Raw genomic sequence first — 23433 nt, forward strand, 5'->3', positions numbered from 1 at the left:
CGTTAGCGCATTTGCCCGGCGCCAATTCAGCCTGAAGGCCCGCGCGCTGTCAACAAACGGTGACTTGCCTTTAGTCCAAGGTGAATGACGGAATTTGCGGCGGCGCGATTCACGGGGCCGAAACATCTTCGGGTCATGGTCGCGGGCTATGCAAAACCTCATGGTGTGGCCGTCATGAAGCCGGACAGCTCGGCACTGGAAGTCCGAGGGTTAACGAAGCGTTTTGACCGTTTGGCGGTCGACAGCCTCGATCTCACCATTCATGCCGGCGAATTCTATGCGCTGGTCGGCCCCAACGGCGCCGGCAAGACCACCACTTTGCGCATGGTTGCGGGCCTGCTCAGGCCCGACGATGGCGGTGTCTCGATCTTCGGCGTCGATGCGCTCGCTCATCCGGTCGCCGCCAAGCAAGTCATGGCATGGGTCTCCGACGAGCCCATGATCTATGACAAGCTCACCCCACTCGAATATCTCGAATTCGTCGCCGGCCTCTGGGGCATCGCGCCCTCGGCCTCGAAGCCGGTCGCCGAGGAGCTCCTGACTTCGCTCGGGCTCGAGCCGCACCGGCACGAACGCTGCGAAGGTTTTTCCAAGGGCATGCGTCAGAAGGTGGCTCTTGCCGGCGCGCTGGTGCACGATCCCCGTCTCATCATTCTCGACGAGCCGCTGACGGGCCTCGATGCCGTCTCCGCCCGCCACGTGAAGGGATTGCTCGGCGAGCGGGTCCGCGCCGGTTGCACCGTCATCATGACGACGCATATTCTCGAGGTGGCCGAGCGGATGGCCGATCGCATCGGCGTTATCGCCGCGGGCCGCCTCGTTGCCGAAGGCACGCTGACGGAGCTGCGTCAGCAGAACGGCCATGCCGACACCAGCCTGGAGGATCTCTTCATCGCCCTGGTGACGCTCCAGGAAGCCGCATGAGCTCGGCGACCGCCCTTTCGTGGTTTGCCCGTCACGAGCTCCGCCTCGCCTGGCGCGAATGGTTCGCCATGATGACGGGCGGCCGGCGCCGGCGCGCGCGCGCCGCTATGATCGGCCTCGTCTTCTTCGCCGCGCTGCTGCACGTGCCGGCCTGGGCGGTGATCGGCCGCTTCGCCAATCTGCAACTGCCGCTCGACAAATCGTCGCTGATCGTGATCTCGGCGACGATCTTCCTCGCCTGGACCTTGATGCTGTCGCAGGCGATCGAATCCGTGACGCGGGTGTTTTACGCCCGCGCCGATCTCGACCTGATCATGTCCTCGCCGGCGACGCTGGCGAACCTGTTCTCGGTCCGCATCGCCGCAATCGCGCTCACCGTCACGGCGATGGCGCTGTTGTTCTCGACGCCCTTCATCGACGTGCTCGTCATCGGCGGCGGCGCGCGGTGGCTTGCCGCATTCGGCGTGGTCGTCGCGATGGGCCTGTCGGCCGCGGCCATCGCCATTGCCGTCACCATTCTCCTGTTCCGCCTGATCGGCCCGGCGCGGACGCGCTTCGTTGCCCAGATCCTGGCTGCGATCATCGGCGCCGGTTTCGTGATCGCGCTCCAGGTCGCAGCGATCATATCCTACGGCACGCTGTCGCGCTTCACCATCCTGACGTCGGGCACTCTCGCCGCCCACGCGCCCGACATCGACAGCATCTGGTGGTGGCCGGCACGTGCGACCATGGGCGACAGCGAGGCGCTGCTGTCGCTCCTCGCGCTCGGGTTGGTGCTGCTGGGATGCGTCATGGCGATCTTCTCGGGCCGTTTCGCCGACACCGCGATCGACGCCGCCGCCTATGGCACGTCCAACCGCAAGCGCGCGAAGGAACGTCCATTCCGTGGCGGATCGCGGCAGCAGGCGCTGCGGCGCAAGGAATTCATGCTGCTCTGGCGCGATCCCTGGCTGATCTCGCAGACATTGATGCAACTGCTCTATCTGGTGCCGCCGGCCCTGCTGCTCTGGCGCAGCTTTGGCGACAGTTCCGCGGCGCTGACTCTCATCTCGCCTGTCATCGTGATGGCGGCAGGGCAACTCGCCGGCGGGCTCGCCTGGCTGACGATATCAGGCGAAGACGCGCCCGATCTGGTCGCGACCGCGCCACTCACACCCACGAGCGTCATCCGCGCCAAGATCGAGGTGGTGCTGATCGCGATCGCCGCGATCTTCAGCCCGCTGGTTGCTGCACTGGTATTCGCCTCGCCTTTCCAGGCTGCGATCACGGCGGCCATGATCATCGCCAGCGCAGCCTGCGCCACCGCGATCCAGCTCTGGTTCCGCGTCCAGGCCCGGCGCAGCCAATTCCGCCGTCGCCAGACCTCGTCGCGGCTTGCCACCTTCGCCGAAGCCTTCTCCTCGATCGGCTGGGCCGCTACCTCCGCGCTGCTGCTCACGCTGCCGACCGCAGGCATCGTCAGCGGCCTGATCACCGCGGGCCTGGTCGCGATGACCTGGAAGTTCAGCCCGAGGCGCGACTAAAGGCAGGGACTGAAGGTGCGACACTGACGCGCTGTTGATCGCGTCCTGTTGGCGACACGCTGCGTTGCACGCTAGACTTTCCCCTGAAGTCATCGGGGACCGGTTCATGCGGCGATTCATTTCGGCGGCATTTGCGCTGTTGGGCGCTTGTCTCTCTCCTGCCCTCGCCCAGCAGCCGTCTCAACGCAGCGAATGCCTGGCGATGGCGAACGCCGCGCCCCGCGCCATGCCGGTCGCCTTCCGGCAGGCGGCTACCGCGGCCGAGGTCGAGATCACCTATGCCGGCCACTCCACCTATTTCATCGACACGCCCGGCGGCGTGCGCATCGCGACCGATTACAGCGGCGCCTATCAGGTCGGCCGGCTGCCCGACGTCGTCACCATGAACCGGGCGCACAGCACCCACTATTCTCTCAATCCCGACAAGCGCATTCCCCATGTGCTGCACGGCTGGGGCGAGGACGGCAAGCCGGCCATCGTGTCGGAGCGCATCGGCGACACCTTCATCCGCAACGTCACCACCGACATCCGCCGCTATTTCGGTGACGATTCCGGCGCGGACATGATCCGTGACGGCAATTCGATCTTCATCTTCGAGGTGGCGGGCCTCTGCATCGGTCATCTCGGCCATCTCCACCACAAGCTCGACGACAGCCATTTCGCCCAGATCGGCCGGCTCGACATCGTGATGGTGCCGATCGACGGCACCTACACCATGTCGCTCGACGGTGTCTCCGAGATCACCAGGCGGCTGCGCGCCTCCGTGGTGCTGCCGATGCACCGCTTCGCGACCCCGCTCGACGAGTTCATGCGCCGCATTGGCCGGCAGTTCGAGATCGACCGCCGCACCGAGCGCTCCTTGCGGATCTCGCGAGACACGCTGCCGACGACGCCGACCGTGATCATCCTCGACGGCGTCTAACGCGCAATTTTCTCCAAGTCGGCCGCCGGCCGGTCGTGCTGATCTCCCTGGCAGCAGGAGATCGACATGACCGACTTCGAGAGATTGCTGCACGCGGATGGCCCCAACCCCGAGCATGCGGCGGCGCTTCAGCTCTATGGCCGCTTCGTCGGCGATTGGGACGCCGGGATCACCGCCCACGGCGCTGATGGAACGAAACACACCGCGCCAGGTGAAATCCATTTCGGCTGGGTGCTGGAAGGACGCGCCGTTCAGGACGTCTGGATCATTCCGCGCCCAGCGGGCAGCTCCGCCTTTCCCATCGCGGGCAATTGGTACGGCACGACGCTGCGGGTCTACGACCCCACCATTTCCGCGTGGCGGATTTCCTGGTCCGATCCAGCGCGCTCGGTGTTCCGTCACCAGATCGGTCGTCCACGCGGCGAGGACATCGTGCAGGAGGGCACAACCGAAGCCGGTGACCTCACGCGGTGGAGTTTTGTCGAAATCACGGACGATTCCTTTCGCTGGCTGGGCGAGGTCAAGCCCGCCGCGGCAACCGACTGGCGACTGGTGGTCGATGTGAGGGCGCGGCGGCGTAAGAGGTGATGGGGAGCCCACCTCCTCCGCCGCTGCGATGGTGCTCTGAGCCACGCGCGCTGCTACGCAACCAGATCAGGTGCTAGGCTCCCGCCATAAAAACATGAGGGAGCGAACGTCGATGGCTGCAAGCGGTCTGCCTGCCAACACCAGCGGACTCTTCGTCGAACCGCGCGAGGACTGGCTCGCGCAATATCAGGAAGAGATCATCGATCCCCTCAGGCCGATCGTCGATCCGCATCATCATCTCTGGAATCGCGGACATCGCTATCTGATCGAGGAGATGGCTGCCGATATCGCCTCCGGCCACAACATCATCGCCACCGTCTATGTCGATTGCCGCTCGATGTACCGTGCGCACGGGCCCGAAGCGTTCCGGCCCGTGGGTGAGGTCGAGTTCGCCAACGGCGTCGCCGCGATGAGCGCGAGCGGCGGCTACGGCAAGGCCGCGATCTGCGCCGGCATCGTCAGCCACGCCAATCTGCTGCTGGGCGATGCCGCAAAGCCGGTGCTCGAGGCGGAGATCGCCGCCGGCAACGGTCGCTTCCGCGGCATCAGGCATTCCTCCGCCTGGGACCAGGACCCCGTCGTCGCCGGCATGTACGCGAACCGGCCGAAGGGCTTGCTGCAGGACCCGACCTTCCGCAAGGGCTTTGCCTGCCTCGCGCCGCTCGGCCTCAGCTTCGATGCCTGGCTGTTTCATCCGCAGATCGGCGAACTCGCTGAACTGGCGCACGCCTTCCCCGACACCAGGATCGTGCTCGACCATTGCGGCGGGCCGGCCGGCGTGGGCCGCTTTGCCGGGCGGCGCGAAGAGGTATTCCCGCAGTGGCGCGCCGCGATCCGGGAGATCGCTCGTTGCGAGAACGTGGTGGTGAAGCTCGGCGGGCTCGCAATGTGCCTGCTCGGCTACGACTTCCACCTGCGCGAGAGGCCACCGTCGTCCGAGGAACTCGCCGCCGCGTGGAAGCCTTATGTCGAGACCTGCATCGAGGCCTTCGGGCCGAAGCGGGCGATGTTCGAAAGCAACTTCCCGCCGGACAAGGGCCAGTGCAGCTACCAGGTGATCTTCAACGCGTTCAAGCGCATCGCGGCACCCTTGAGCGAGGCCGAGCAGACGGCGCTGTTCTCGCAGACCGCGACCGACTTCTACCGGCTCGAATTGCCGTCATGACACGAAAAAGGGGCCGGGATGTTGATCCCGACCCCTGTTCCGTCGTGGTCGCTGGGAAGCGCCCGTGAATTCGACTAACCGGCACCCATGAGGGTCGCGGGGCGGCGCTCGCCGGCCGAGAGGAACATCCGCTTCAGCTTGTTGACGACGCGGACCATGAAGCCGATCACGGCGGGGTTGGTCTTGCGGCAGAATGCGATCTTCTTGACGTGGCCTTCGACATGCCATTTGGCATGCGCGCCGTCGCGGAAGAAGATGACGTCGCCGACGCCGTAGCGCTTCGGCGGCAGCCCATCGCTCTCCAGCACGATCGATCCTTCCAGGATCATGATCGTCTCGTCGAAATCATAGTACCAGTTGAAGCGGCCTTCGGTGCAGGACCAGATGATGGTCGAGGAGGTGCCGTCCGAACTGGTCGAGAGGATGTGCGAGCGCGAGACCGGGTTACCCTCGATGATCCAGGCCGGCTCGATAGGCCGTAGCTCCAAATCCACATTGCAACTACCGATTTCAATCAACGCGCGCGACATCTGCTTCCCCAGGGGATATAATATCGATGGCCGGGTCCAGGCCCGGATTGTTTCGAAAGATGTTGGAACGCTAGTGGCCGGCTTTTAATTCTTTCTTACGCGGGCCCCGACAATCAGCCGCAAGTTGCAGATGCGAAGCGGTTAACGCTTGGATTTGCCTGCAAATTCGCGCACATGAACCCATCTTTTCCGGGGTGCGACAAAATGCGCGACACGACTGAGAAGGAGCCGCATCGATGCCCCTGACCCCGGAGGCCCTGACAGCCCAAGGCGAGGTCATCGCCTGGCTCGGCAGCCTCGGTGTCTCGTTCGCGCCGGACGAGGAGCCCTGGTTCACCATCGACGGCTTCGAAAATCCTCAGCAGATCGGCAGCGACGGCTCAGGCGGCGCCTTTGTGCTGCTGCCGTCGCAGAATGTGCTCTACGTTTCGTCGGAGGGACGCGCCGGCATCATCGCCGAGAGTTTCGAGGCGTTGATCCAGCTGGTGGTCGCCCGCCCCTACTGGCTCGACATCCTCAAATTCTCCGCCGGCGGCGATCTCCAGGAAATGCGGCGCGCGGCGGATGCGCTCGAAGCGACACTCGAGGACGAGGACGACGTCAACGAGGCGAGGGAGGAAATCCGGGAGCGCCTCGACCTGCCCGAGCCGGACGATCCGGTCGGCGCGCTGTACGACGCGGTCGCGGCGTCCGACGCCATCGTGCGGGCCACCGACGGCAGCCCGTTCACGACACTGTTCAACCGCTTCAGCATCGACAACAACCCGATGCTGCGCAACGCGGCGGCGTGAGTGACGCGCTAACAAATAAGTTCGGGAAAGATTGTCGGCCGCCGCCGGGAACTCACCTCTCCCCGACGGGGAGAGGTGAAGAGTTACTTCGCCCACTCGCCCTTGCGGAACACCGGTACCTTGCTGCCGTCGGCAAGAATGCCGTCGATGTCAGTTTCGGCCGATCCGATCATCCAGTCGATATGGATCAGGCTCTGGTTGCCGCCTTGCGCTGCGATCTGCTGCGGTGTGAGCTGTGCGCCGTTGATGAAGCACTTCGAATAGCACTGGCCGAGCGCGATGTGGGACGCGGCGTTCTCGTCGAACAGCGTGTTGTAGAACAACAGCCCGCTCTGCGAGATCGGCGAGGAATGCGGCACCAGCGCCACCTCGCCGAGACGCCGCGCGCCCTCGTCGGTGTCGAGCACCTTGTTCAGCACTTCCGCGCCGCGCGAGGCCTTGGCATCGACGATCTTGCCGTCCTCGAAACGGACCGCGATGTTGTCGATCAGCGTGCCCTGGTAGGACAGCGGCTTCGAGCTCACGACATGGCCGTAGACCCGCCGGCAGTGCGGCGTGGTGAAGACCTCTTCGGTCGGGATGTTGGCGTTGCAGCTGATGCCGTTCTTGGACAGCGACGCGCCGCCTTCCCATTCATGGCCGTCGGCCAGCCCGATGGTGAGGTCGGTGCCGGGGCCCGAATATTGCAGCGCGCGGAATCGCTGGCCGTTGAGCCAGTTGGTGCGCTCGCGCAGCACCGCATTGTGGCTCGCCCAATTGGCCATGGCATCCTCGCGGTCGACGCGGGACGCCGCAAAGATCGCGTCCGCGAGCTTGCCGATCGCAACCTCTTCGGAATCGTCCGGGAAGACCTGCTTGGCCCAGGACGGACTCGGATAGGCGATGATGTTCCAGTTGGTGTCGAAATTGACGATCTTTTCCAGCGCCGGCTGATAGGCCATGGAATTGGCCTTGCTGGCGCGCGCGACTTTCGACGGATCCTCGTTCGACAGCAGCATCGGATTGTCGCCGACGATGGCGAGGCGCGCGGTATTCTCCGAGAACGCCTTCGCCATGCCCTCGTAGAGCCAGTTGGCCGCGCGATCGAAACTGTCGTCGTGGCCGTAGCGGTAGCGCGCCAGCGTCATCTCCTCGTCGGAGAGGATCGGCGTCACGATACCGGCACCGGCCTTGTAGGCGTGCGCGGCGATCCGGCGCACCAGCGGCAGCGCGATCGCCGGTGCCGTCAGGAGAAGATCCTGTCCCGGCCGCAAGCCCAATCCCACCTTCACCGCCACCTCGGCCAGCCGGTCGAGCTTGACGGGATCGATGGACGTGGCGGAATTGCGTTGATCGGTCATGCCGGGTCCTCTGTCGAAATCTCTCTTTCAATCTAAGCCTAGCATCACGAGACACAAGTGTGCGAGCGTCCTGCAAGACGTGAAAGATACGGAGTTTCACGCAGTTTGGTTTTCAACGCGTTGCCGATTTCAGCACCCGGTCGACCATGGCAGGAGCAAGACCAAGGTAATTTTTCGGTGAAGTGAGCGCCTCGATCGTAGCACGATCGATCCGGCTCGAGACGCGGGCGTCGGACGAGAGCGCGTCCGCGAGCGTCAGGCCCTTCTCGTTGGCGAGCCGGCAGGCATCGTAGACCACATCGTGCGCCTCCTGCCTCCCGATCTGCGGCGCCAGTCCCATCATGACCGCTTCGGCCACGATCAGGCCGCGACTAAGGGCGAGGTTGTCGTTCATCTTCGTCTCGTCCACGATGAGCCCGGCGAGCGCGAACTTCGCCTGGTGCAGCGCGCCTGCGGTCAGCACGAAGCTTTCCGGGATCGCCATCCATTCGGCGTGCCACGGACCGGTGGCGCGCTCGAAATCCTGCACCATGGCATCCAGCATCAGGCCGGCCTGCTGGCGCACCGCCTTGCTAGCCGCGAGCATCAGTTCCGAAGAGATCGGATTGCGCTTCTGCGGCATGGTCGAGGAGGCGCCGCGCCCCTTGACGAATGGCTCGTAGACCTCGGCGAATTCGGTCGAGGCCATGATCATGATGTCGAGCGCGATCTTGCCGAGCGAGCCGGTGACGAGTGCGAGGAAATTCACCGCTTCCGCGAATCCGTCGCGCGCGACGTGCCAGGTCGAGGCGGGAACGCCGAGCTCGAGCTCGGCGCAGAGCGCCTCCTGCACCTCGAACCCCTTGTCGCCCAGCGAGGCCAGCGTGCCGGCGGCGCCCGCGAACTGCCCGACCAGGACGCGCGGCTTCAGTTGAGCGAGACGCTCGGCGTGACGATCGAACATCGCGAGCCAGATCGCGGTCTTGTAGCCGAAGGTCACCGGCAGCGCCTGCTGGAGATGGGTGCGGCCGGCCATCGGCGTGTCGCGATGGCGCCGCGAGAGGTCGGCGAGGATCTTGCGCAGCTCGGCGATGTCGCGTTCGACGATCTCCAGCCCCGCACGCAGTTGCAGAACCACGGCGGTGTCCATGATGTCCTGCGTGGTCGCGCCCCAATGCACGTAGCGGCCGGCCTCGCCGCACTGCTTCACCATCTGATGCACCAAAGGGAGGATCGGATAGCCGACGATGTCGGTCTCCTGCCGCAGGAGATCGAAGTCGAGCGCGGCGACGTCGGTCCGCGCCGCGATCTGGTCCGCGGCCGACTGCGGGATCACGCCGCATCGCGCCTCCGCCCTGGCCAGCGCCACCTCGACCTCGGCATAGCGCCCGACCAGCGCGACATCGGAAAACACCTCGCGCATCGCGGGCGTGCCGAAGGCATCGCGGAACAGCATGGAGTCGAGCACGGTGGTCGAGGCAGGAAAAGCGGGCATGAGCGTTTCTTTTCGGCTGTTGTTGCGTGGGAGCAGCTTACGCGGGATATCGAGCCGAGCAATCAACATTCACTGTTCGACACACAGCCATCGTCGTCCTGGCGAAAGCCGGCGTTCGCCAGGACGACGATAGAGAGATGTCAGGCACTGTCGCAGTACCACCTTCCTGTCCAAACTTTAATTCAGCGCGCTTCTTCGACTGCACTATCACTTGTCACGCGGCGCGAATGCCGCCGCATGACGAGGAGAGCACAATGTTGAAATCGTTTCGCTTCGTTGCCGGCGCCTGCGTGCTGGCAGGCCTGTCGGCTGCGACATTGACCGCGGCATCGGCGGCGCCGATCGGACAGCCGCTCGCGATGGCAGAATCTGCGCCCGGCCGGATCGAGCAAGTGCGCTGGTATGGACATCGCGGCTGGGGCTGGGGCGGCGGCGCGTTCGTCGGCGGGCTTGCGGCCGGCGCGATCATCGGCGGCGCGGTCGCGGCGCCCTATTACTACGGTTCACCTTATTACTATGGGCCGGCCTATCCGCCGCCACCCGCCGGCTACGCACCGCCACCGGAAGGAGACGTCCAATACTGCATGCAACGCTACAGGTCCTACAACCCGAACACGGGTCTGTATCTCGGCAACGACGGCCGGCGCCATCCCTGCCCTTGAGGCTGTGCCGCGGCATCCGGATATCGCCCGGGTGCCGCGACAATCCGGCCAAAGGCGGCCACATTCTAACCCGGGTTGCATTCCTCGGCGCAAATGGCATAGCAGCCATCCGGACGTCGCGATGAACCGGATCGACCTTTCGTCGGACTCACAGACTTCAAGTCGAAATCCATTTGATTTCATCATTGCCTGAAGTCGCCGTGAGGCCTGAGTTTTCGACGTGCAGTTTCTGTTCCGGGATCACCTTCTCGACACCGACTTGCGCGAGCTGAGCCGCGAGCAGGTTCCCGTTTCCGTGGAACCGCAGGTTTTCGACCTCGTGGTCCATCTCATGGAGAACCGCGACCGGGTCGTCAGCAAGGACGAGCTGATCGACAAGATCTGGCACGGCCGCAGCGTCTCCGAATCGACATTGACGAGCCGGATCAACGCGGCGCGCAAGGCGATCGGCGACAGCGGCGCGAACCAGTTGCTGATCCGCACCATCGCGCGGAAAGGCTTTCGCTTCGTCGGCGACGTCGAGACCAAGTCCGGAGGCGTGGCTGTGGAACCACGCCGCAGCGTCACAGCGTCGCAGGCGACGCCCGCGCTGCCCGACCGGCCCGCGATCGCCGTGCTGCCCTTCACCAATATGAGCGGCGACCGCGAGCAGGACTATTTCTCCGACGGCATCAGCGAGGACATCATCACAGCGCTGTCGAAGCTGCGCTGGTTCTTCGTCGTCGCACGCAATTCCTCCTTCGTCTACAAGGGTCGCGCCGTGCATCTCAACGAGATCGCGCGCGAGCTCGGCGTGCGCTACGTGCTCGAAGGCAGCGTGCGGCGAAGCGGCGACCACGTCCGCATCTCGGCCCAGCTCAACGACGTCTCGACCGGCGGCCATCTCTGGGCCGAGCGCTACGACCGCGAGCTCGCCGACATTTTCGCCGTGCAGGACGAGATCACCGAAGCCATCGTCGCCGCGATCGAGCCGCAGCTCTATGCCGCCGAGAGCTTTCGTGCCCAGCAGAAGCCACCGGGCAGCCTGGACGCCTGGGATTTCGTGGTGCGCGCGCTGTCGCATTACTGGCGCATCACAGGCGAGGACAATGCCTCGGCACAGAGGCTGCTCGAGCAGGCGATCGCGATCGACCCCGCCTATGGCAAGGCCCTGGGCCTGCTCGCGACCAGCCACATCTTCGGCGCGCATATGGGCTGGGCCGACATGGGCGCAACCGTTCCCATCGCGGAAGCTGCGGCACTCGCCGCGGTGGAAGCCGATCGCGACGATGCCTGGGCCCATCACGGCCTTGCCTATACCTATCTATTCCGCCGCCGCTTCGACGACGCGCTGGCGGAGTTCGAGCTGGCGCTGTCGCTCAACCCGAATTTCGCGATGGCGCACGCCTTCTACGGGGTCACGCTGTGCTACGCCGGACGATGGCAGGACGGCGATGCCGCGGCGCGCCGCGCGCTCAGGCTCAGCCCGCGCGATCCGCTTGCGGCGATCTATTGCGGTGTAGCGGCCTATGCCCAGTTCATCGGCCGCAATTACGACCACGCCGTGCAGTTGGCGCGGGAATCGATGCGGCAGCGAGCCGATTTCGTCGGCGCGCATCGCGTGCTGACGGCGGCCGCCGGCATGTCAGGCGATCCTGCCCTTGCGGCCTCCGCGCTGGAGGGATTGCGCCGCACCCAGCCCGGCATCTCGCTGGCATGGCTCACGCGGGAGCTGCCGATGCTGCGCGACGAAGACCGCGCGCACTATCTCGACGGATTTCGGCGCGCGGGGATGAGGTAACGCCTTCTCTCTCCGCAAGCGGGGAGAGAGGTCCTACTCCTGCATCATCTCGCCGCTGCCGCCGAACTCGGCGGGAAAATCCTTCAACTTGGGCAAGCCGTCGCGCATCGGCAGCACCGACTCGGCATAGTTGACGTGGACGCCGGGGGTGAAGGCGAGCGTCGGGATGGTCGCCGCGAACACGTCGATCAGATCGAGCGGCGGGTGATTGGTCATGAGATGACCGCCGCACTTCTTGCAGTATTTGCGCTGGCTCAGCGGCGTCTTGGCAAAGGTCTCGACGTTCTGCGCGCCTTCGGTAATACGCACGGCTTCCGGCTTCCACAGGCTGAACGCGTTCACCGGACCGCCCGACCACGAGCGGCAGGATCGGCAATGGCAATAGCCCATCGCCGCCGGCTCGCCGGTGACCTCGACTGTAACGGCGCCGCAGAAGCAGTGTCCGACATGTTTCATCCTGGTTCTCCTGAGATGGACTGGGGTAGGAATGCTGGATTAGAATTGTTGGGTTGCAAATGAAGCCCCGCCACGCATCCTCCGTTCGGCGGATGCGCGGCAGAGGATGCGACGGCTAGACTGACCGGCGCCAGGGAATAAGCATCGACACCCGTTGCTTGTACTGCCGATATTCGTCACCGAAAAGATCGACGAGATCGTGCTCCTCCAGGGCGATACCGACGAAGATGTAGGCGGTGGTCACGGCCGCAAACAGCAGATGGCCCGCGGTCATGGTCGGTGCCGCCCAGAAGGCGATGATGAAGCCGAGATAGATCGGATGACGGACGAATTTGTAGAGCAGCGGCGTCTTGAACCGCGGCGGCTCGACCTGCTTGCCGACGAGGTGGTTGGTCACCTGATGCAGTCCGAACAATTCGAAATGATTGATGATGAAGGTCGAGGTGAACACCAGCACCCAGCCCGCGAAGGACAGCGTGACCAGTGTCACGGCAAGATCGGGGTCACCCGCGTCCCATACGACCGTCGGCATCGGACGCCACTGCCAGAACAGGAGGAGCAATGACAGGCTCGCGAACAGCACATAGGTCGAGCGTTCGACCGGCTTGGGGACGAACTGCGTCCACCATGCCTTGAAGCGCTGGCGCGCCATCACACTGTGTTGAACGGCGAACAGCGTCATCAGCAGCAGGTTGATGATCACTGCTTCGGCGGTCGGCGTGTCGGCTCCGGTGTCGATGGTCTTCGGCACCACCAACCCCATCACAAAGCCGATGGCATAGAGAATGGTGACGAAAAACACGAGATACGCCGCAATTCCGTAAAGAAAGGCGATGAACTTGAAAATGCGCGAGCCCGCAATCTCCGGGCTGATGGAATGAACCTGATGATCGATTTGGGTCATAGAAAGCTCCGTTGTGCCGAGGCATCGGCACTTTTTGGTCTCTGCACCATGCCGGACCGGACGGTTGAAGACTTTCGCGGACGGTTGATTTTCGCCTGAGACGACTTTGATTTTTGCTTGAGACGACAGAAACGTGCGATTTCTCTTTGAAAACAACGTGCTCGACGGCGACCGGCGCGAACTGACCTGCGCCGGGACGACCGTGCCGCTGCAGCCGCAGGTGTTCGATCTGCTGCTTTACCTCGTCGCGGAGCGCGCTCGCGTCGTCAGCAAGGACGATCTGATCAGCCGGATCTGGAGCGACCGCATCGTCTCGGATTCGGCACTGAACAGCCGAATCAATGCCGCGCGCAAGGCGCTCGGGGACGACGGCACGACGCAGCGGCTGATCAAGACGATCCCGCGCAAGGGGTTTCGTTTCGTCGGCGACGTCAGGGCGGAAGCGTCAGCAAAGCCTGCGCCGGCCGGAGCCGCCCCCAGTTCCCCACGCGTCGTGGCGGACCGTCCCGGCATTGCCGTGCTCGCCTTCGAGAACATGAGCGGCGATCCCGCCCAGGACTATTTCGGCGACGGCATCAGCGAGGACATCCTCACCGCGCTGTCGAAGCAGCGCTGGTTCATCGTGATCGCCCGCAACTCGTCCTTCACCTACAAGGGGCGCGCGGTACACATCAAGCAGATCGCCGAGGAGCTCGGCGTCCGCTACATCGTCGAGGGCAGCGTGCGCAAGGTGGACAACCGCGTGCGCATCACCGCACAGCTCAACGACGCCACCACCGGCGGTCATCTCTGGGCCGAGCGCTACGACCGCGAACTGGTCGATGTGTTCGCCGTGCAGGACGAGATCACCGAGCGGATCGTCGCGGCGATCGAACCGCAGATCCACGCCGCGGAGAATTTTCGCACGCATCGCAAGCCCCCGGCGAGCCTCGATGCCTGGGACCTCCTGATGCAGGCGCTCTCGCATTACTGGCGGATCACGCCGCAGGATCACGCCGTCGCGCAAAAGTTGCTCGAGCGTGCGATCGGGATCGATCCGGACTACGGCCAGGCGCTGGCGGTGCTGGCGGCGAGCCACATGTTCGGCGTGCATCTGGGCTGGGCCGAACTTGCCACCACCGCGCCGATCGCCGAGAACGCAGCGCTCGCCGCGATGCGCTGCGACCACGAGAATGCCTGGGCCCATGCCGCACTCGGCAGCGTCTGCTTCTCGACGAGCCGGCTTGCGGAAGCACTGTCCGAGTTCGAACAGGCGCTCGCGCTCAATCCGAACTTTTCGCTGGCGCAGGGATATTATGCGCTGGCGCTGTCCTATGCCGGGCGATCCGGCGATTCTTTCGAGGCGGCTCAGAAGGCGATCAGGCTCTCGCCGCGCGATCCGTCGCTGGCAATCTACTACGGCATCGCAGGCTATGCCCGCTTCACCGAGCGGCGCTATGACGAGGCCATCGCGCTGGCGCGCGAGGCGATCCGCCATCGCGGCGATCTCACCGGCGCCTATCGCGTGCTCGCCGTTTCCGCCGGCATGACCGGCGACAGCGCGCTCGCGGACATGGCACTGGGCGAACTCCGCCGCACCCAGCCGAACATCTCACTGGATTGGATCGCGACTCAGCTGCCTTGGGTGAACGATGCCGATCGCGAGCACTATCTGGAGGGATTTCGGCGCGCGGGATTGAGCTGATCGGTGCTGCCGCTACGGCCGCTTCCGGCGCAGATGGACAATGACGTCGAGCCGCTCGATCTCGTGGCCTGGGAGTGGATCCGGCAGCTTGCTGAAGGCAAGGCCGCCGGCAACGTCGACCAGCGCATCCTCGCCCTCCAGATAGAAGTGCGGATGGACCGATGTGTCGGTGTCGAAGAACGACTTGATGCCGTCGGCCGCGATCCGGCGCAACAGGCCGGCTTCGGTGAACTGGTTCAACGTATTGTAGACGGTGGCAAGCGACAGCCGCAGATTTGCGGCCGAGGCCTCCTCATGGAGGCCTTCAGCCGTGACATGCCGGTGGTCGCCCAGCAGCAGCATCTTGCCCAGCGCGAGGCGCTGCCGCGTCACCCGCATGCCCGCATCGGCAAGGACTTGCGCGCAACGCACGGCCGCCTCGTCCACGACCGGCACGGCGAGATCGTCTAAGTCCGTTTCGCGAAGGCCCGAGCTAACGTCCATCGTATAATCAGATCGCAGAAGCGACGGCCCGACTTTGATCCGGATCAAATTTGCGGCAACGGGCGCAACCTACTTCGCCTTGACCTGCGTTGGCTTCGGCGGCGGGACCTGCGCCCATTCCTTGTCGGCGCGGGGGCCATTGAGATCGCCGGTGAGGCCGATGAGCTGTCCGGGCTGGACGTCGAGGGTCTGCTGCCAGGTCTGGGTCTGGCACAGAAACTTGATCAGGCACCCCTTGAGCTTGAGACGGTCTGCGGATTCGCGCCACAGCGAGACCGAGTAGGATTTGCCGTCTTCGGCATTGTAGATGTCACCGGCGAACCGGCCCTCAGGCGTCGCCTGCAAGCCCATGATCAGCTGGTGGCCGAGCAGCGGGCGGGCGCGCTTGTCGGCATCGGGGTTTTCCCTGTCGCGAAGAGGCTGGCCGCGCTTGTCGGCCGGCTCCTTCATCCAGACGATGAAGCCGCAGATGCGATCGCGCGACGGACCGCAGCGCTCCAGCCTGATGCGGGCGCGGCCGTCCTCGACGAGCCAAGTGCCGCTGGGATCGGCGGGCGCAGCGGCGCCTGCGCGACCGCCGAAGGCCATCATCGCGATGGTGATGGCGACGCGCAGCACGAAGCGAAGGAGAATGTTCATCAGCGGCACCTGTCGTTGAATGGGTTGTGGGGTCAGTTCAGCTGCGCCATCAGCGCATCGGCGCCCTTGTCGACGCCGGCATAGGCGGCCGCGAGCGCACCGACGCTCGCCTCGATGTCGTAGGCGCCGGGGTATTGCTTGGTGACGTAGGCGGAGAGCAGCCGCGCGGTGGAAGCGTCGAAGATCTCGACGCCGTAGATCACCGAGCCGGTCAACATGCCCTCGCCGCCGCGCGCGGCCTGCACGCCGTTGTAGACCGCGCCGGCCATGTCGAAGCGGGAGAGCGTGCCGAGCACCGGCGTGTTGGTCACGGCGCCGGTGAGCGTGAGCCGGATTCGCAGCGTCTCGGGTCCACGCTCGCGCACGAGGCTGAAGCGGCTGCGCAACCGCTCGGCGAAGCGGCTCTGCATGTAGGCGGCGAGCAACGCCTTGTCCTTGTCGGACATGCCGCCGAACTGGTGATCCCTGCCGCGATAGATCACGACAGGCTCGAGGATCACCTTGCGATACCCGCGCCAGTCGACCGAGGTGGAATAGCGGTAGGGCACGCGGCCGGACGCGTCGGACTTGTCGGGCGCCATGTAGGCGGAGGACGCCATCTCCGAATAGGGCACGGGCGCAACCGAGGCGCAGCCGGCCAGCGCGGCGCCAAGCAACAGCATTCCCAGACCGCGCAGGGCGATCGAGCGATCCATTCCAGAACTCCTCTTGCGGCTGTTCGAAAGGCAAAGGCGACCGCAGCCGCGTGCGGGACCAGACGCGGCTGCGGCGCTCACCATTGCCAGCCCAAGGCACCGTCCGGGGCCATGTCAGACGCCTTGGGCCGCCTCAGCGTTTCGGTTTATAAAACCGACTAGTTGGTTTGTAAACAGCAAAAACGACGCTCCGGCACGTTTGACCGCAGGCGCGACTTTGGGCAGCGGCAGGACTTCGTTAACGATGTCTCAGGCGCGCTTGCGGGGGCTTGCAGCCTTTGCCGCCGATGATGCGCCGGATTTGGCAGGACGCTTCGTGGCCGGCTGTTCGAGGCCGGTCCACTGCGCGTCGTCGGCCAGACGCGCGAAAAGCCGCTGGTGCTCCTCCTTGCCGAGCGGCGACATGCCGAACAACGAGCTCAGCAGCAATCCCATCGCGCCAGCCCAGCGCAGCATCGCGAGGTCGGGATCGGCTGCCTCTTGCCTGATCGCTGCCATGCGCTCCATTTCGCGCCCGCGCGGCAGCGCCATCAGGCTGGGGTTTTCAACCATGGCTGCGACCAGCGCCAGCGCAGCGGAATTCGGCGATGTGGCCGCTTCTCGAATCGTGGCGAGTTGAGTCGCCAGATTGGGATTGGCGGAGTTGGTGCCCACCTTCGCCATATAGGCTGTCGAGAATTCCTCGAAATGCGCCATCTGCCGCTCGAGCAGCGCCTTCAGCACCGCTTCCTTGGTGCGGAACTGGTGCATCACGCCGCCCTTGCTTAGCCCGCTCTCGCGCGCGATCGCATCAAGCGTCAGCCGGCCGGGCCCGTCGCGCGCGATGATCGCGATGGCTGCTTCGAGCGCAGCATTGCGGGATCGTTCGGAGCGTGTGGCATTGTCCATGGGCCGACTTGTCTCCGTGACACGACAATGAATCAAGTGAAAACAGGACGCGCTGTACATTTTTTGTGCGAACAGTGTCGAGACTTTCATCTTGCGGCGCGGAACGGGACCGTGTGAGCCTCGCGCCCGGATGGGGACTGGGATGGGCCGCCGTCGCTTCGCGCGCGAGGACGTCGCGAAGCGTTCACGGCCGGTCGCGCTTGAGAAAGATACGACATGTCGAAACGAGTGTTGCTTGGTCTCCTCCTCGCTTGCGGCCTTACGGCCTCGGCGCTGGCGCAAGAGCCGAAGACGGGAGGCGTGATCAATGCGGTGATCCAGCCCGAGCCGCCCGGCCTGATGCTTGCGATGATTCAGAACGGTCCGACCCAGATGGTGTCGGGCAACATCTTCGAAGGCCTGCTGCGTTACAGCCCCAAGCTCGAGCCGCAGCCGCAACTCGCCGAAAGCTGGAGCGTCAGCGAGGACGCCAAGACCTACACCTTCAAGCTCCGGAAGGGCGTCACCTGGCATGACGGCAAGCCTTTCACCTCCGCCGACGTGCTGTTCTCGATCGAGATGCTGAAGCAGACCCACGCCCGCGCCCGCACCAACCTCGCGCAGGTCGACAAGGTCGAGGCGCCCGACGACTACACGGTCGTGTTCACGCTGAAGCAGCCGTTCGGCCCGTTCCTCGGCATTTTCGAGGTCGGTTCGATGCCGATGGTGCCGAAGCATCTGTATGAAGGCACCGACTGGAAGACCAATCCCTACAACAACGCGCCTGTCGGCACCGGCCCCTTCATGTTCAAGGAATGGCAGAAGGGCTCGTTCATCCGGCTGGTCAAGAACCCGAACTACTACGAGAAGGGCAAGCCCTATATCGACGAGATCTACTGGCAGATCATCCCCGACGCAGCCGCGCGCTCGGTAGCCTACGAGACCGGCAAGGTCGACGTGCTGCCCGGCGGCTCGGTCGAGAACTTCGACGTGCCGCGCCTGTCCAAGCTGAAGGACACCTGCGTCACCGGCGCCGGCTGGGAGTTCTTCTCGCCGCTGGCCTGGCTGTGGCTGAACAACCGTCAGGGTCCGCTCGCGGACAAGCGGGTACGGCAGGCGGTCATGTACGCGATCGATCGCGACTTCGCCAAGGACGTGATCTGGAACGGGCTCGGCAAGATTGCGACCGGCCCCTCGTCCTCGGCCATCAAATACTACACCGACGACGTGAAGAAATATCCTTACGATCCGGCCAAGGCGAAGGCGCGGCTGAAGGAAGCCGGCTACAAGGGCGAGAAGATCCGTCTGCTGCCACTTGCCTATGGCGAGACCTGGCAGCGCTGGGGCGAAGCCGTGAAGCAGAACCTCATCGACGTCGGCATGAACATCGAGACCGTCTCGACCGACGTCGCCGGAGGTAACCAGAAGATCGGCGACTGGGACTACGACATCGCCTTCACCTATCTCTACCAGTACGGCGATCCCGCGCTCGGCGTCGGCCGCAACTACATCTCCAGCAACATCGCCAAGGGCCAGGTCTTCAACAACGTCGAGGGCTACTCCAACCCCGAGATCGACAAGCTGTTCGCCGACGGTGCGGTCGCAACGCCCGACTCCAAGCGCAAGGAGATCTACGAGAAGGCGCAGAAGATCCTGGTCGAGGACGTGCCGGTGGCCTGGATGCTCGAGCTGCAATTCCCGACCATCATGCGCTGCAAGGTCAAGAACCTGATCACCACGGCGATCGGGGTCAATGACGGCTTCAAGGACGCATGGCTCGACAAGTGAGTTGTGATTCTCGATCGAGCGGCGACGACGATGTACCTCTCCCGCTCGCGGGGGAGGTCGGCGCGAAGCGCCGGGTGGGGGCTCCCTCCACTCGGGGTCCTTCGCCGCGGAAGCACCCCCGCCCCGGCCCTCCCCCGCGAGCGGGAGAGCGGGCGCACCGTCGCCGCGGCGACATTCTCGCAAGCCTGATTCAGTTCTAAAATGCTCTCCTTCGTCGCTCAGCGTGTCGTCAAGGGCGTGATCGTCCTGCTTGCGATCGTCGTCCTCAATTTCTTCCTGATCCGGCTTGCGCCCGGCGATCCCGCGGTCGTGATGGCGGGCGAGGCCGGCGCCAGCGACCAGGTCTTCGTGCAGCAGCTCCGCCAAAAATTCGGCCTCGACAAGCCGCTGCCCGAGCAGCTCTTCATCTACGTCAAGGGCATCGCAACCCTCGACCTCGGCTTCTCCTTCCGCCAGCAGGCCCCGGTCGCAAGGCTGATCGCGGAACGACTGCCGGCCACGCTGCTGCTCACGCTCACCGCATTTGCCATCTCGCTCGCGCTGGGCGTTCTCTTCGGCACGTTCGCCGCGCGCTTCGCCGGGACCTTCCTCGACACCGGCATCACGATCTTCGCGCTGATCTTCTACGCCATGCCGATCTTCTGGGTGGCGTTGATGGGAATCCTGCTGTTCTCGGTCACCGTCGATTGGCTGCCGAGCTTCGGCTACGAGACGGTCGGCGCCAACCTCACCGGCTTTGCCCATGCCGTCGACGTCGCAAAGCACCTGATCATGCCGGCGATGACGCTCGGCTTGTTCTTCACGGCGACCTACACCCGCATGACGCGCGCCTCGATGCTCGAGGTGAAACGGCTCGACTTCGTCAAGACCGCGCGCGCCAAGGGCCTCTCGGACGCCGTGATCCAGCGCCGCCACGTGCTGCGCAACGCGCTGCTGCCCGTGGTGACGCTCGCCGGCGTTCATGCCGGCACGCTGATCGGCGGCGCCGTCATCACCGAGACCGTGTTCGCCTGGCCCGGCATCGGGCGGCTGATGTACGACGCGCTGCTCCAGCGCGACTACAATCTGCTGCTCGGCGTCTTCGTGACCTGCTCGGTCATGGTCCTCATCTTCAACCTCATCACCGACCTGGTCTATCGCCTGGTCGACCCGCGCATCGAATTCGCCGCATGAAACAATTCTGGAAGGCGATGCTCAAGAGTCCGAGCGGCGTCATCGGCCTCATCATCCTGCTGCTTGCGATCTCGGTCGCGGTGTTCGGGCCGCTGCTGTTTCCGAACTCGCCCTGGCGCATGGTGCAGCGGCCGTTCCTGCCGCCCTTCACGCTGTCGACCGTGCCGCTCGGCACCGACGCACTCGGCCGCGACGTGTTCGCCGGCATGATCTTTGGCGCCCGCGTGTCGCTGCTGGTCGGCCTCGTCTCGACACTGGTGGCGCTCCTTGTCGGCGTCCCGATCGGGGCCATGGCCGGCTATTTCGGCGGCAAGGTCGACGATGCCCTGATGCGCTTCACCGAATTCTTCCAGACCATTCCGAGCTTCGCGCTCGCGATCGTGCTGGTCGCGATCCTGCAGCCCTCGATCTATTCGATCGTGGCCTCGATCGCGGTGGTGAGCTGGCCGCCGGTCGCGCGTCTCGTCCGCGGCGAGGTGCTGTCGCTGCGCACGCGCGAATATGTCCAGGCTGCCGTCGTCACCGGCCAGAGCAACAGCTGGATCATCCTGCGCGAGATCCTGCCCAATGCGCTGTCCCCGGTGATCGTGCTGGCCTCGCTGATGGTGGCGACCGCGATCCTGCTGGAGTCTTCGCTGTCCTTCCTTGGGCTTGGCGATCCCAACCTGATCTCCTGGGGCTACATGGTCGGCGCCGGCCGCACCGTGATCCGCCAGGCCTGGTGGATCACCGTGTTTCCCGGTGTCGCCATCCTGATCTCGGTGCTGGGGCTGAACCTGATCGGCGAAGGTCTCAACGACGCGCTCAATCCGCGCCTGTCGCGGGAAGGACGCTGATGATGACCGCCCTGCCCGCCGTCTCCATCAAAAATTTGCGGATCGCACTGCCCAAGGGCGCCGAGCGGCCATTCGCCGTCGACGGTGTTTCGCTGGACTTGCGGCCCGGCAGGATCGTCTGCGTCGTCGGCGAATCCGGCTCCGGCAAGTCGATGTGCGCGCATGCGCTGATGGGCCTGCTGCCGGACACGGTCTCGGTCACGTCAGGCCAGATCCAGTTCGAAGGCCGCGACCTGCTCGAGCTCGACGATGACGGCTGGCGTGACCTGCGCGGCCGCCGTCTCGCGATGATCTTTCAGGAGCCGATGACGGCGCTCAACCCGCTGATGCGGATCGGCGATCAGATGGCGGAGATGTTCGAGGCGCACGGCCTGCTGACGCCCAGGGAACGGCGCGCGAAGGCGCTGTCGCTGGCGCGCGAGGTCGGCCTGCCCGACCCCGAGCGTATCGTGCGCGCCTATCCGCACCAGCTCTCCGGCGGCCAGCGCCAGCGCGCCATGATCGCGATGGCGCTCGCGCTCGAACCGGCCGTGCTGGTCGCGGACGAGCCGACCACCGCGCTCGACGTCACCACGCAGGCGCAGATCCTGAAGCTGATCCGCAACCTCCAGCGCAACCGCAACATGGCGGTGATGTTCATCACCCATGACTTTGGCGTGGTCGCAGATATCGCCGACCAGGTCGTGGTGCTCCGTCATGGCAAGGTCGTCGAGGAGGGCCCCGCTGCGACCGTGTTCAACGAACCGCAGCACGACTACACCAAGGCGCTGCTCGCTGCCGTGCCATCGATGCACCCGCCGGCGCGCGCGCCTCTTGATGACCAGGCCAGAGCGGTCGAGGTGATCGGGCTGGACAAGACTTACGTCACCTCGGGCGGCTGGTTTCGCGAAGACCGCCGTGTCGATGCCGCGCGCGCAGTGAACTTCAACATCCTCAAGGGTGAGACGCTCGGCCTCGTCGGCGAGTCCGGATCGGGCAAATCGTCGGTGGCACGGCTGGTGATGCGGCTGATCGAAGCCGACCGCGGCACGGTGCGGATCGGCGACACCGACCTGACGCAGCTCTCGGGCAAGGCGCTGCGCGCCGAGCGCCATCGCATCCAGATGATCTTTCAGGATCCGTTCGCCTCGCTCAATCCGCGGCGCAAGATCGGCCACATCATCGCCGACGGCCCGATCGCGGCCGGCACCGATCCGAAAGTCGCGTTCGACCGCGCCCGCGATCTCCTCAAGATGGTCGGCCTGGATGCCGGCGCGCTCGAACGCTACCCGCATGAATTCTCCGGCGGCCAGCGCCAGCGCATCGGGATTGCGCGCGCGCTCGCGCTCGAGCCGGAGATCATCGTCGCGGACGAGGCCGTCTCCGCGCTCGACGTCTCGGTGCAGGCGCAGGTGCTCAAGCTGCTCGAGGACCTCAAGGCGCGGCTCGGCCTCTCGATGCTGTTCATCACCCACGATCTTCGCGTCGCCGCGCAAATCTGCGACCGCATCGCGGTGATGCAGCGCGGCGCCATCGTCGAGCTGAAGCCGACGGCGCAGCTCTTCGCGGCGCCGGAGCACGCATATACGCGCGAGCTGCTTGCGGCGGTGCCGGGGCAGAAGGAACGTGCGCCTGCGGCGTAAAGCGGTTCCGCTTGGTATCCCGGTCCGCTTAGGAACGGATCGGTCACGGGCTTTTTATCTGATGTGACCGCCTGCACGGCTGCAACGATGAAGCCGGCACCCCACATCCGCATGAAATGATTCCCATCATCTGATGACGGATCGAACATCGATTGGAGGCCGACATGGGCCAGATCATTCAGTTTGTCTCGAAATCCGAGCGCGAGCGTCTTCGCCTCATCCAGGAAGCGCGCGCGATCTACGACAGCATCTTCCCGCCGACTGATGCGGCCGGCGAGCAATCGAGCGCAACCAACGGGCGCCAGAGCGACCGGGGCAACCTCGCATGATCAAGATCATCGCGGTGCTTTGCAGTCTCGCCTCTCCGTCCAATTGCCACGAGCAGCTCGTCACCAGCTCCGACTTTGAGCAAGTCTCGGTGCAGTCCTGCCTGATGGGCGCGCCACAGCTCGCCGAATGGATGAACCAGCATCCGGCCGAGCGTCTGGCGGCCTGGCGCTGCGTGATCGGCCAGCAGACCGGCCGGGGAATTTAGCGGCGCAAGGCCGCCCATTCGGGGGCGGCGCGGTCCGGTTGAACCGTGACGA

24 protein-coding genes are annotated in these 23433 nt (G+C 64.9%); 15 read left to right on the forward strand and 9 right to left on the reverse strand.

Features of this window, described 5'->3' with window-relative positions; genetic code table 11:
• The first annotated feature begins 174 nt into the window (after positions 1–174).
• The 5 genes from XH90_RS32400 to XH90_RS32420 all read left to right on the forward strand — a co-directional run bounded on the left by XH90_RS32400 (position 175) and on the right by XH90_RS32420 (position 5122).
• Entirely contained in the window at positions 175–924 is a 750-nt protein-coding gene (locus XH90_RS32400; protein WP_194478285.1) for an ABC transporter ATP-binding protein, read from the forward strand.
• Complete coding sequence (locus XH90_RS32405) at positions 921–2447, forward strand: permease (RefSeq protein WP_194478286.1); 1527 nt, start codon at positions 921–923, stop codon at positions 2445–2447. Before XH90_RS32400 ends, XH90_RS32405 begins: the two co-directional genes overlap by 4 nt.
• Positions 2448–2553: 106 nt before the next feature.
• Positions 2554–3369: an MBL fold metallo-hydrolase gene (locus XH90_RS32410; protein WP_194478287.1), complete on the forward strand. Its 816-nt coding sequence runs from the start codon at positions 2554–2556 to the stop codon at positions 3367–3369.
• A gap of 66 nt (positions 3370–3435) precedes the next feature.
• The gene (locus tag XH90_RS32415; RefSeq protein WP_194478288.1) at positions 3436–3957 is read left to right on the forward strand and encodes a hypothetical protein; all 522 of its coding nucleotides are present in this window, start codon (positions 3436–3438) and stop codon (positions 3955–3957) included.
• Positions 3958–4069: 112 nt separating this feature from the next.
• Positions 4070–5122 carry an amidohydrolase gene (locus XH90_RS32420; protein WP_194478289.1) on the forward strand — a complete coding sequence of 351 codons (1053 nt, stop codon included), beginning with the start codon at positions 4070–4072 and terminating at the stop codon, positions 5120–5122.
• A 74-nt stretch (positions 5123–5196) separates the two neighbouring features.
• On the opposite strand, the gene XH90_RS32425 is transcribed toward XH90_RS32420, so the two are convergent.
• Positions 5197–5652, reverse strand: a complete 456-nt coding sequence (locus XH90_RS32425; RefSeq protein ID WP_194478290.1) for a cupin domain-containing protein — start codon at positions 5650–5652, stop codon at positions 5197–5199.
• Between the two features lie 236 nt (positions 5653–5888).
• On the opposite strand from XH90_RS32425, the gene XH90_RS32430 reads away from it, so the two are divergent.
• A complete protein-coding gene (locus XH90_RS32430) occupies positions 5889–6443 on the forward strand; it encodes a hypothetical protein (protein ID WP_194478291.1) in 555 nt (184 codons plus the stop codon).
• An 83-nt stretch (positions 6444–6526) separates the two neighbouring features.
• On the opposite strand, the gene XH90_RS32435 is transcribed toward XH90_RS32430, so the two are convergent.
• On the reverse strand, positions 6527–7783 hold the full coding sequence (locus XH90_RS32435; RefSeq protein ID WP_194478292.1) for an aminopeptidase: 1257 nt from the start codon (positions 7781–7783) through the stop codon (positions 6527–6529).
• 112 nt (positions 7784–7895) lie between these two features.
• Positions 7896–9257, reverse strand: a complete 1362-nt coding sequence (gene pcaB / locus XH90_RS32440; RefSeq protein WP_194478293.1) for a 3-carboxy-cis,cis-muconate cycloisomerase — start codon at positions 9255–9257, stop codon at positions 7896–7898.
• A gap of 254 nt (positions 9258–9511) precedes the next feature.
• Between pcaB and XH90_RS32445 the strand changes: the two genes are divergently transcribed.
• Positions 9512–9919 carry a BA14K family protein gene (locus tag XH90_RS32445; RefSeq protein ID WP_194478294.1) on the forward strand — a complete coding sequence of 136 codons (408 nt, stop codon included), beginning with the start codon at positions 9512–9514 and terminating at the stop codon, positions 9917–9919.
• 220 nt (positions 9920–10139) lie between these two features.
• A complete protein-coding gene (locus tag XH90_RS32450; protein WP_194478295.1) occupies positions 10140–11699 on the forward strand; it encodes a winged helix-turn-helix domain-containing tetratricopeptide repeat protein in 1560 nt (519 codons plus the stop codon).
• 33 nt (positions 11700–11732) lie between these two features.
• Here XH90_RS32450 and XH90_RS32455 read toward each other — a convergent pair whose 3' ends face one another.
• A complete protein-coding gene (locus XH90_RS32455) occupies positions 11733–12155 on the reverse strand; it encodes a GFA family protein (protein WP_194478296.1) in 423 nt (140 codons plus the stop codon).
• A gap of 115 nt (positions 12156–12270) precedes the next feature.
• On the reverse strand, positions 12271–13059 hold the full coding sequence (gene mddA, locus XH90_RS32460; RefSeq protein ID WP_194478297.1) for a methanethiol S-methyltransferase: 789 nt from the start codon (positions 13057–13059) through the stop codon (positions 12271–12273).
• A 133-nt stretch (positions 13060–13192) separates the two neighbouring features.
• On the opposite strand from mddA, the gene XH90_RS32465 reads away from it, so the two are divergent.
• Positions 13193–14743 (forward strand): winged helix-turn-helix domain-containing tetratricopeptide repeat protein, encoded by a 1551-nt coding sequence (locus XH90_RS32465; protein ID WP_194478298.1) that lies wholly within the window; start codon positions 13193–13195, stop codon positions 14741–14743.
• A 12-nt stretch (positions 14744–14755) separates the two neighbouring features.
• On the opposite strand, the gene irr is transcribed toward XH90_RS32465, so the two are convergent.
• The 4 genes from irr to XH90_RS32485 form a co-directional block, all read right to left on the reverse strand.
• A complete protein-coding gene (gene irr, locus XH90_RS32470; RefSeq protein WP_194478299.1) occupies positions 14756–15226 on the reverse strand; it encodes a Fur family transcriptional regulator Irr in 471 nt (156 codons plus the stop codon).
• A gap of 69 nt (positions 15227–15295) precedes the next feature.
• Positions 15296–15865, reverse strand: a complete 570-nt coding sequence (locus tag XH90_RS32475) for a DUF2147 domain-containing protein (RefSeq protein WP_194478300.1) — start codon at positions 15863–15865, stop codon at positions 15296–15298.
• Positions 15866–15897: 32 nt separating this feature from the next.
• Positions 15898–16560, reverse strand: coding sequence for a DUF3313 domain-containing protein (locus XH90_RS32480; RefSeq protein ID WP_194478301.1), 663 nt, complete (start codon positions 16558–16560; stop codon positions 15898–15900).
• Between the two features lie 249 nt (positions 16561–16809).
• Positions 16810–17448 carry a TetR/AcrR family transcriptional regulator gene (locus XH90_RS32485; protein WP_194478302.1) on the reverse strand — a complete coding sequence of 213 codons (639 nt, stop codon included), beginning with the start codon at positions 17446–17448 and terminating at the stop codon, positions 16810–16812.
• A 216-nt stretch (positions 17449–17664) separates the two neighbouring features.
• Between XH90_RS32485 and XH90_RS32490 the strand changes: the two genes are divergently transcribed.
• From XH90_RS32490 to XH90_RS32515, 6 genes are all read left to right on the forward strand, one after another.
• Positions 17665–19215: an ABC transporter substrate-binding protein gene (locus XH90_RS32490; protein ID WP_194478303.1), complete on the forward strand. Its 1551-nt coding sequence runs from the start codon at positions 17665–17667 to the stop codon at positions 19213–19215.
• Positions 19216–19416: 201 nt separating this feature from the next.
• Positions 19417–20388 carry an ABC transporter permease gene (locus XH90_RS32495; protein ID WP_194478304.1) on the forward strand — a complete coding sequence of 324 codons (972 nt, stop codon included), beginning with the start codon at positions 19417–19419 and terminating at the stop codon, positions 20386–20388.
• Positions 20385–21224, forward strand: coding sequence for an ABC transporter permease (locus tag XH90_RS32500; RefSeq protein WP_194478305.1), 840 nt, complete (start codon positions 20385–20387; stop codon positions 21222–21224). The genes XH90_RS32495 and XH90_RS32500 overlap by 4 nt, the downstream gene beginning before the upstream one ends.
• Before the next feature lie 2 nt (positions 21225–21226).
• Entirely contained in the window at positions 21227–22846 is a 1620-nt protein-coding gene (locus tag XH90_RS32505; RefSeq protein ID WP_194482884.1) for an ABC transporter ATP-binding protein, read from the forward strand.
• A 152-nt stretch (positions 22847–22998) separates the two neighbouring features.
• Positions 22999–23175: a hypothetical protein gene (locus XH90_RS32510; RefSeq protein ID WP_210348748.1), complete on the forward strand. Its 177-nt coding sequence runs from the start codon at positions 22999–23001 to the stop codon at positions 23173–23175.
• Entirely contained in the window at positions 23172–23381 is a 210-nt protein-coding gene (locus tag XH90_RS32515; protein WP_194478307.1) for a hypothetical protein, read from the forward strand. Before XH90_RS32510 ends, XH90_RS32515 begins: the two co-directional genes overlap by 4 nt.
• The last annotated feature ends 52 nt before the right edge of the window (positions 23382–23433 follow it).

Origin of the sequence: Bradyrhizobium sp. CCBAU 53338 (assembly GCF_015291665.1) — a bacterium.
In the GTDB taxonomy this organism is placed as follows: Bacteria; Pseudomonadota; Alphaproteobacteria; order Rhizobiales; family Xanthobacteraceae; genus Bradyrhizobium.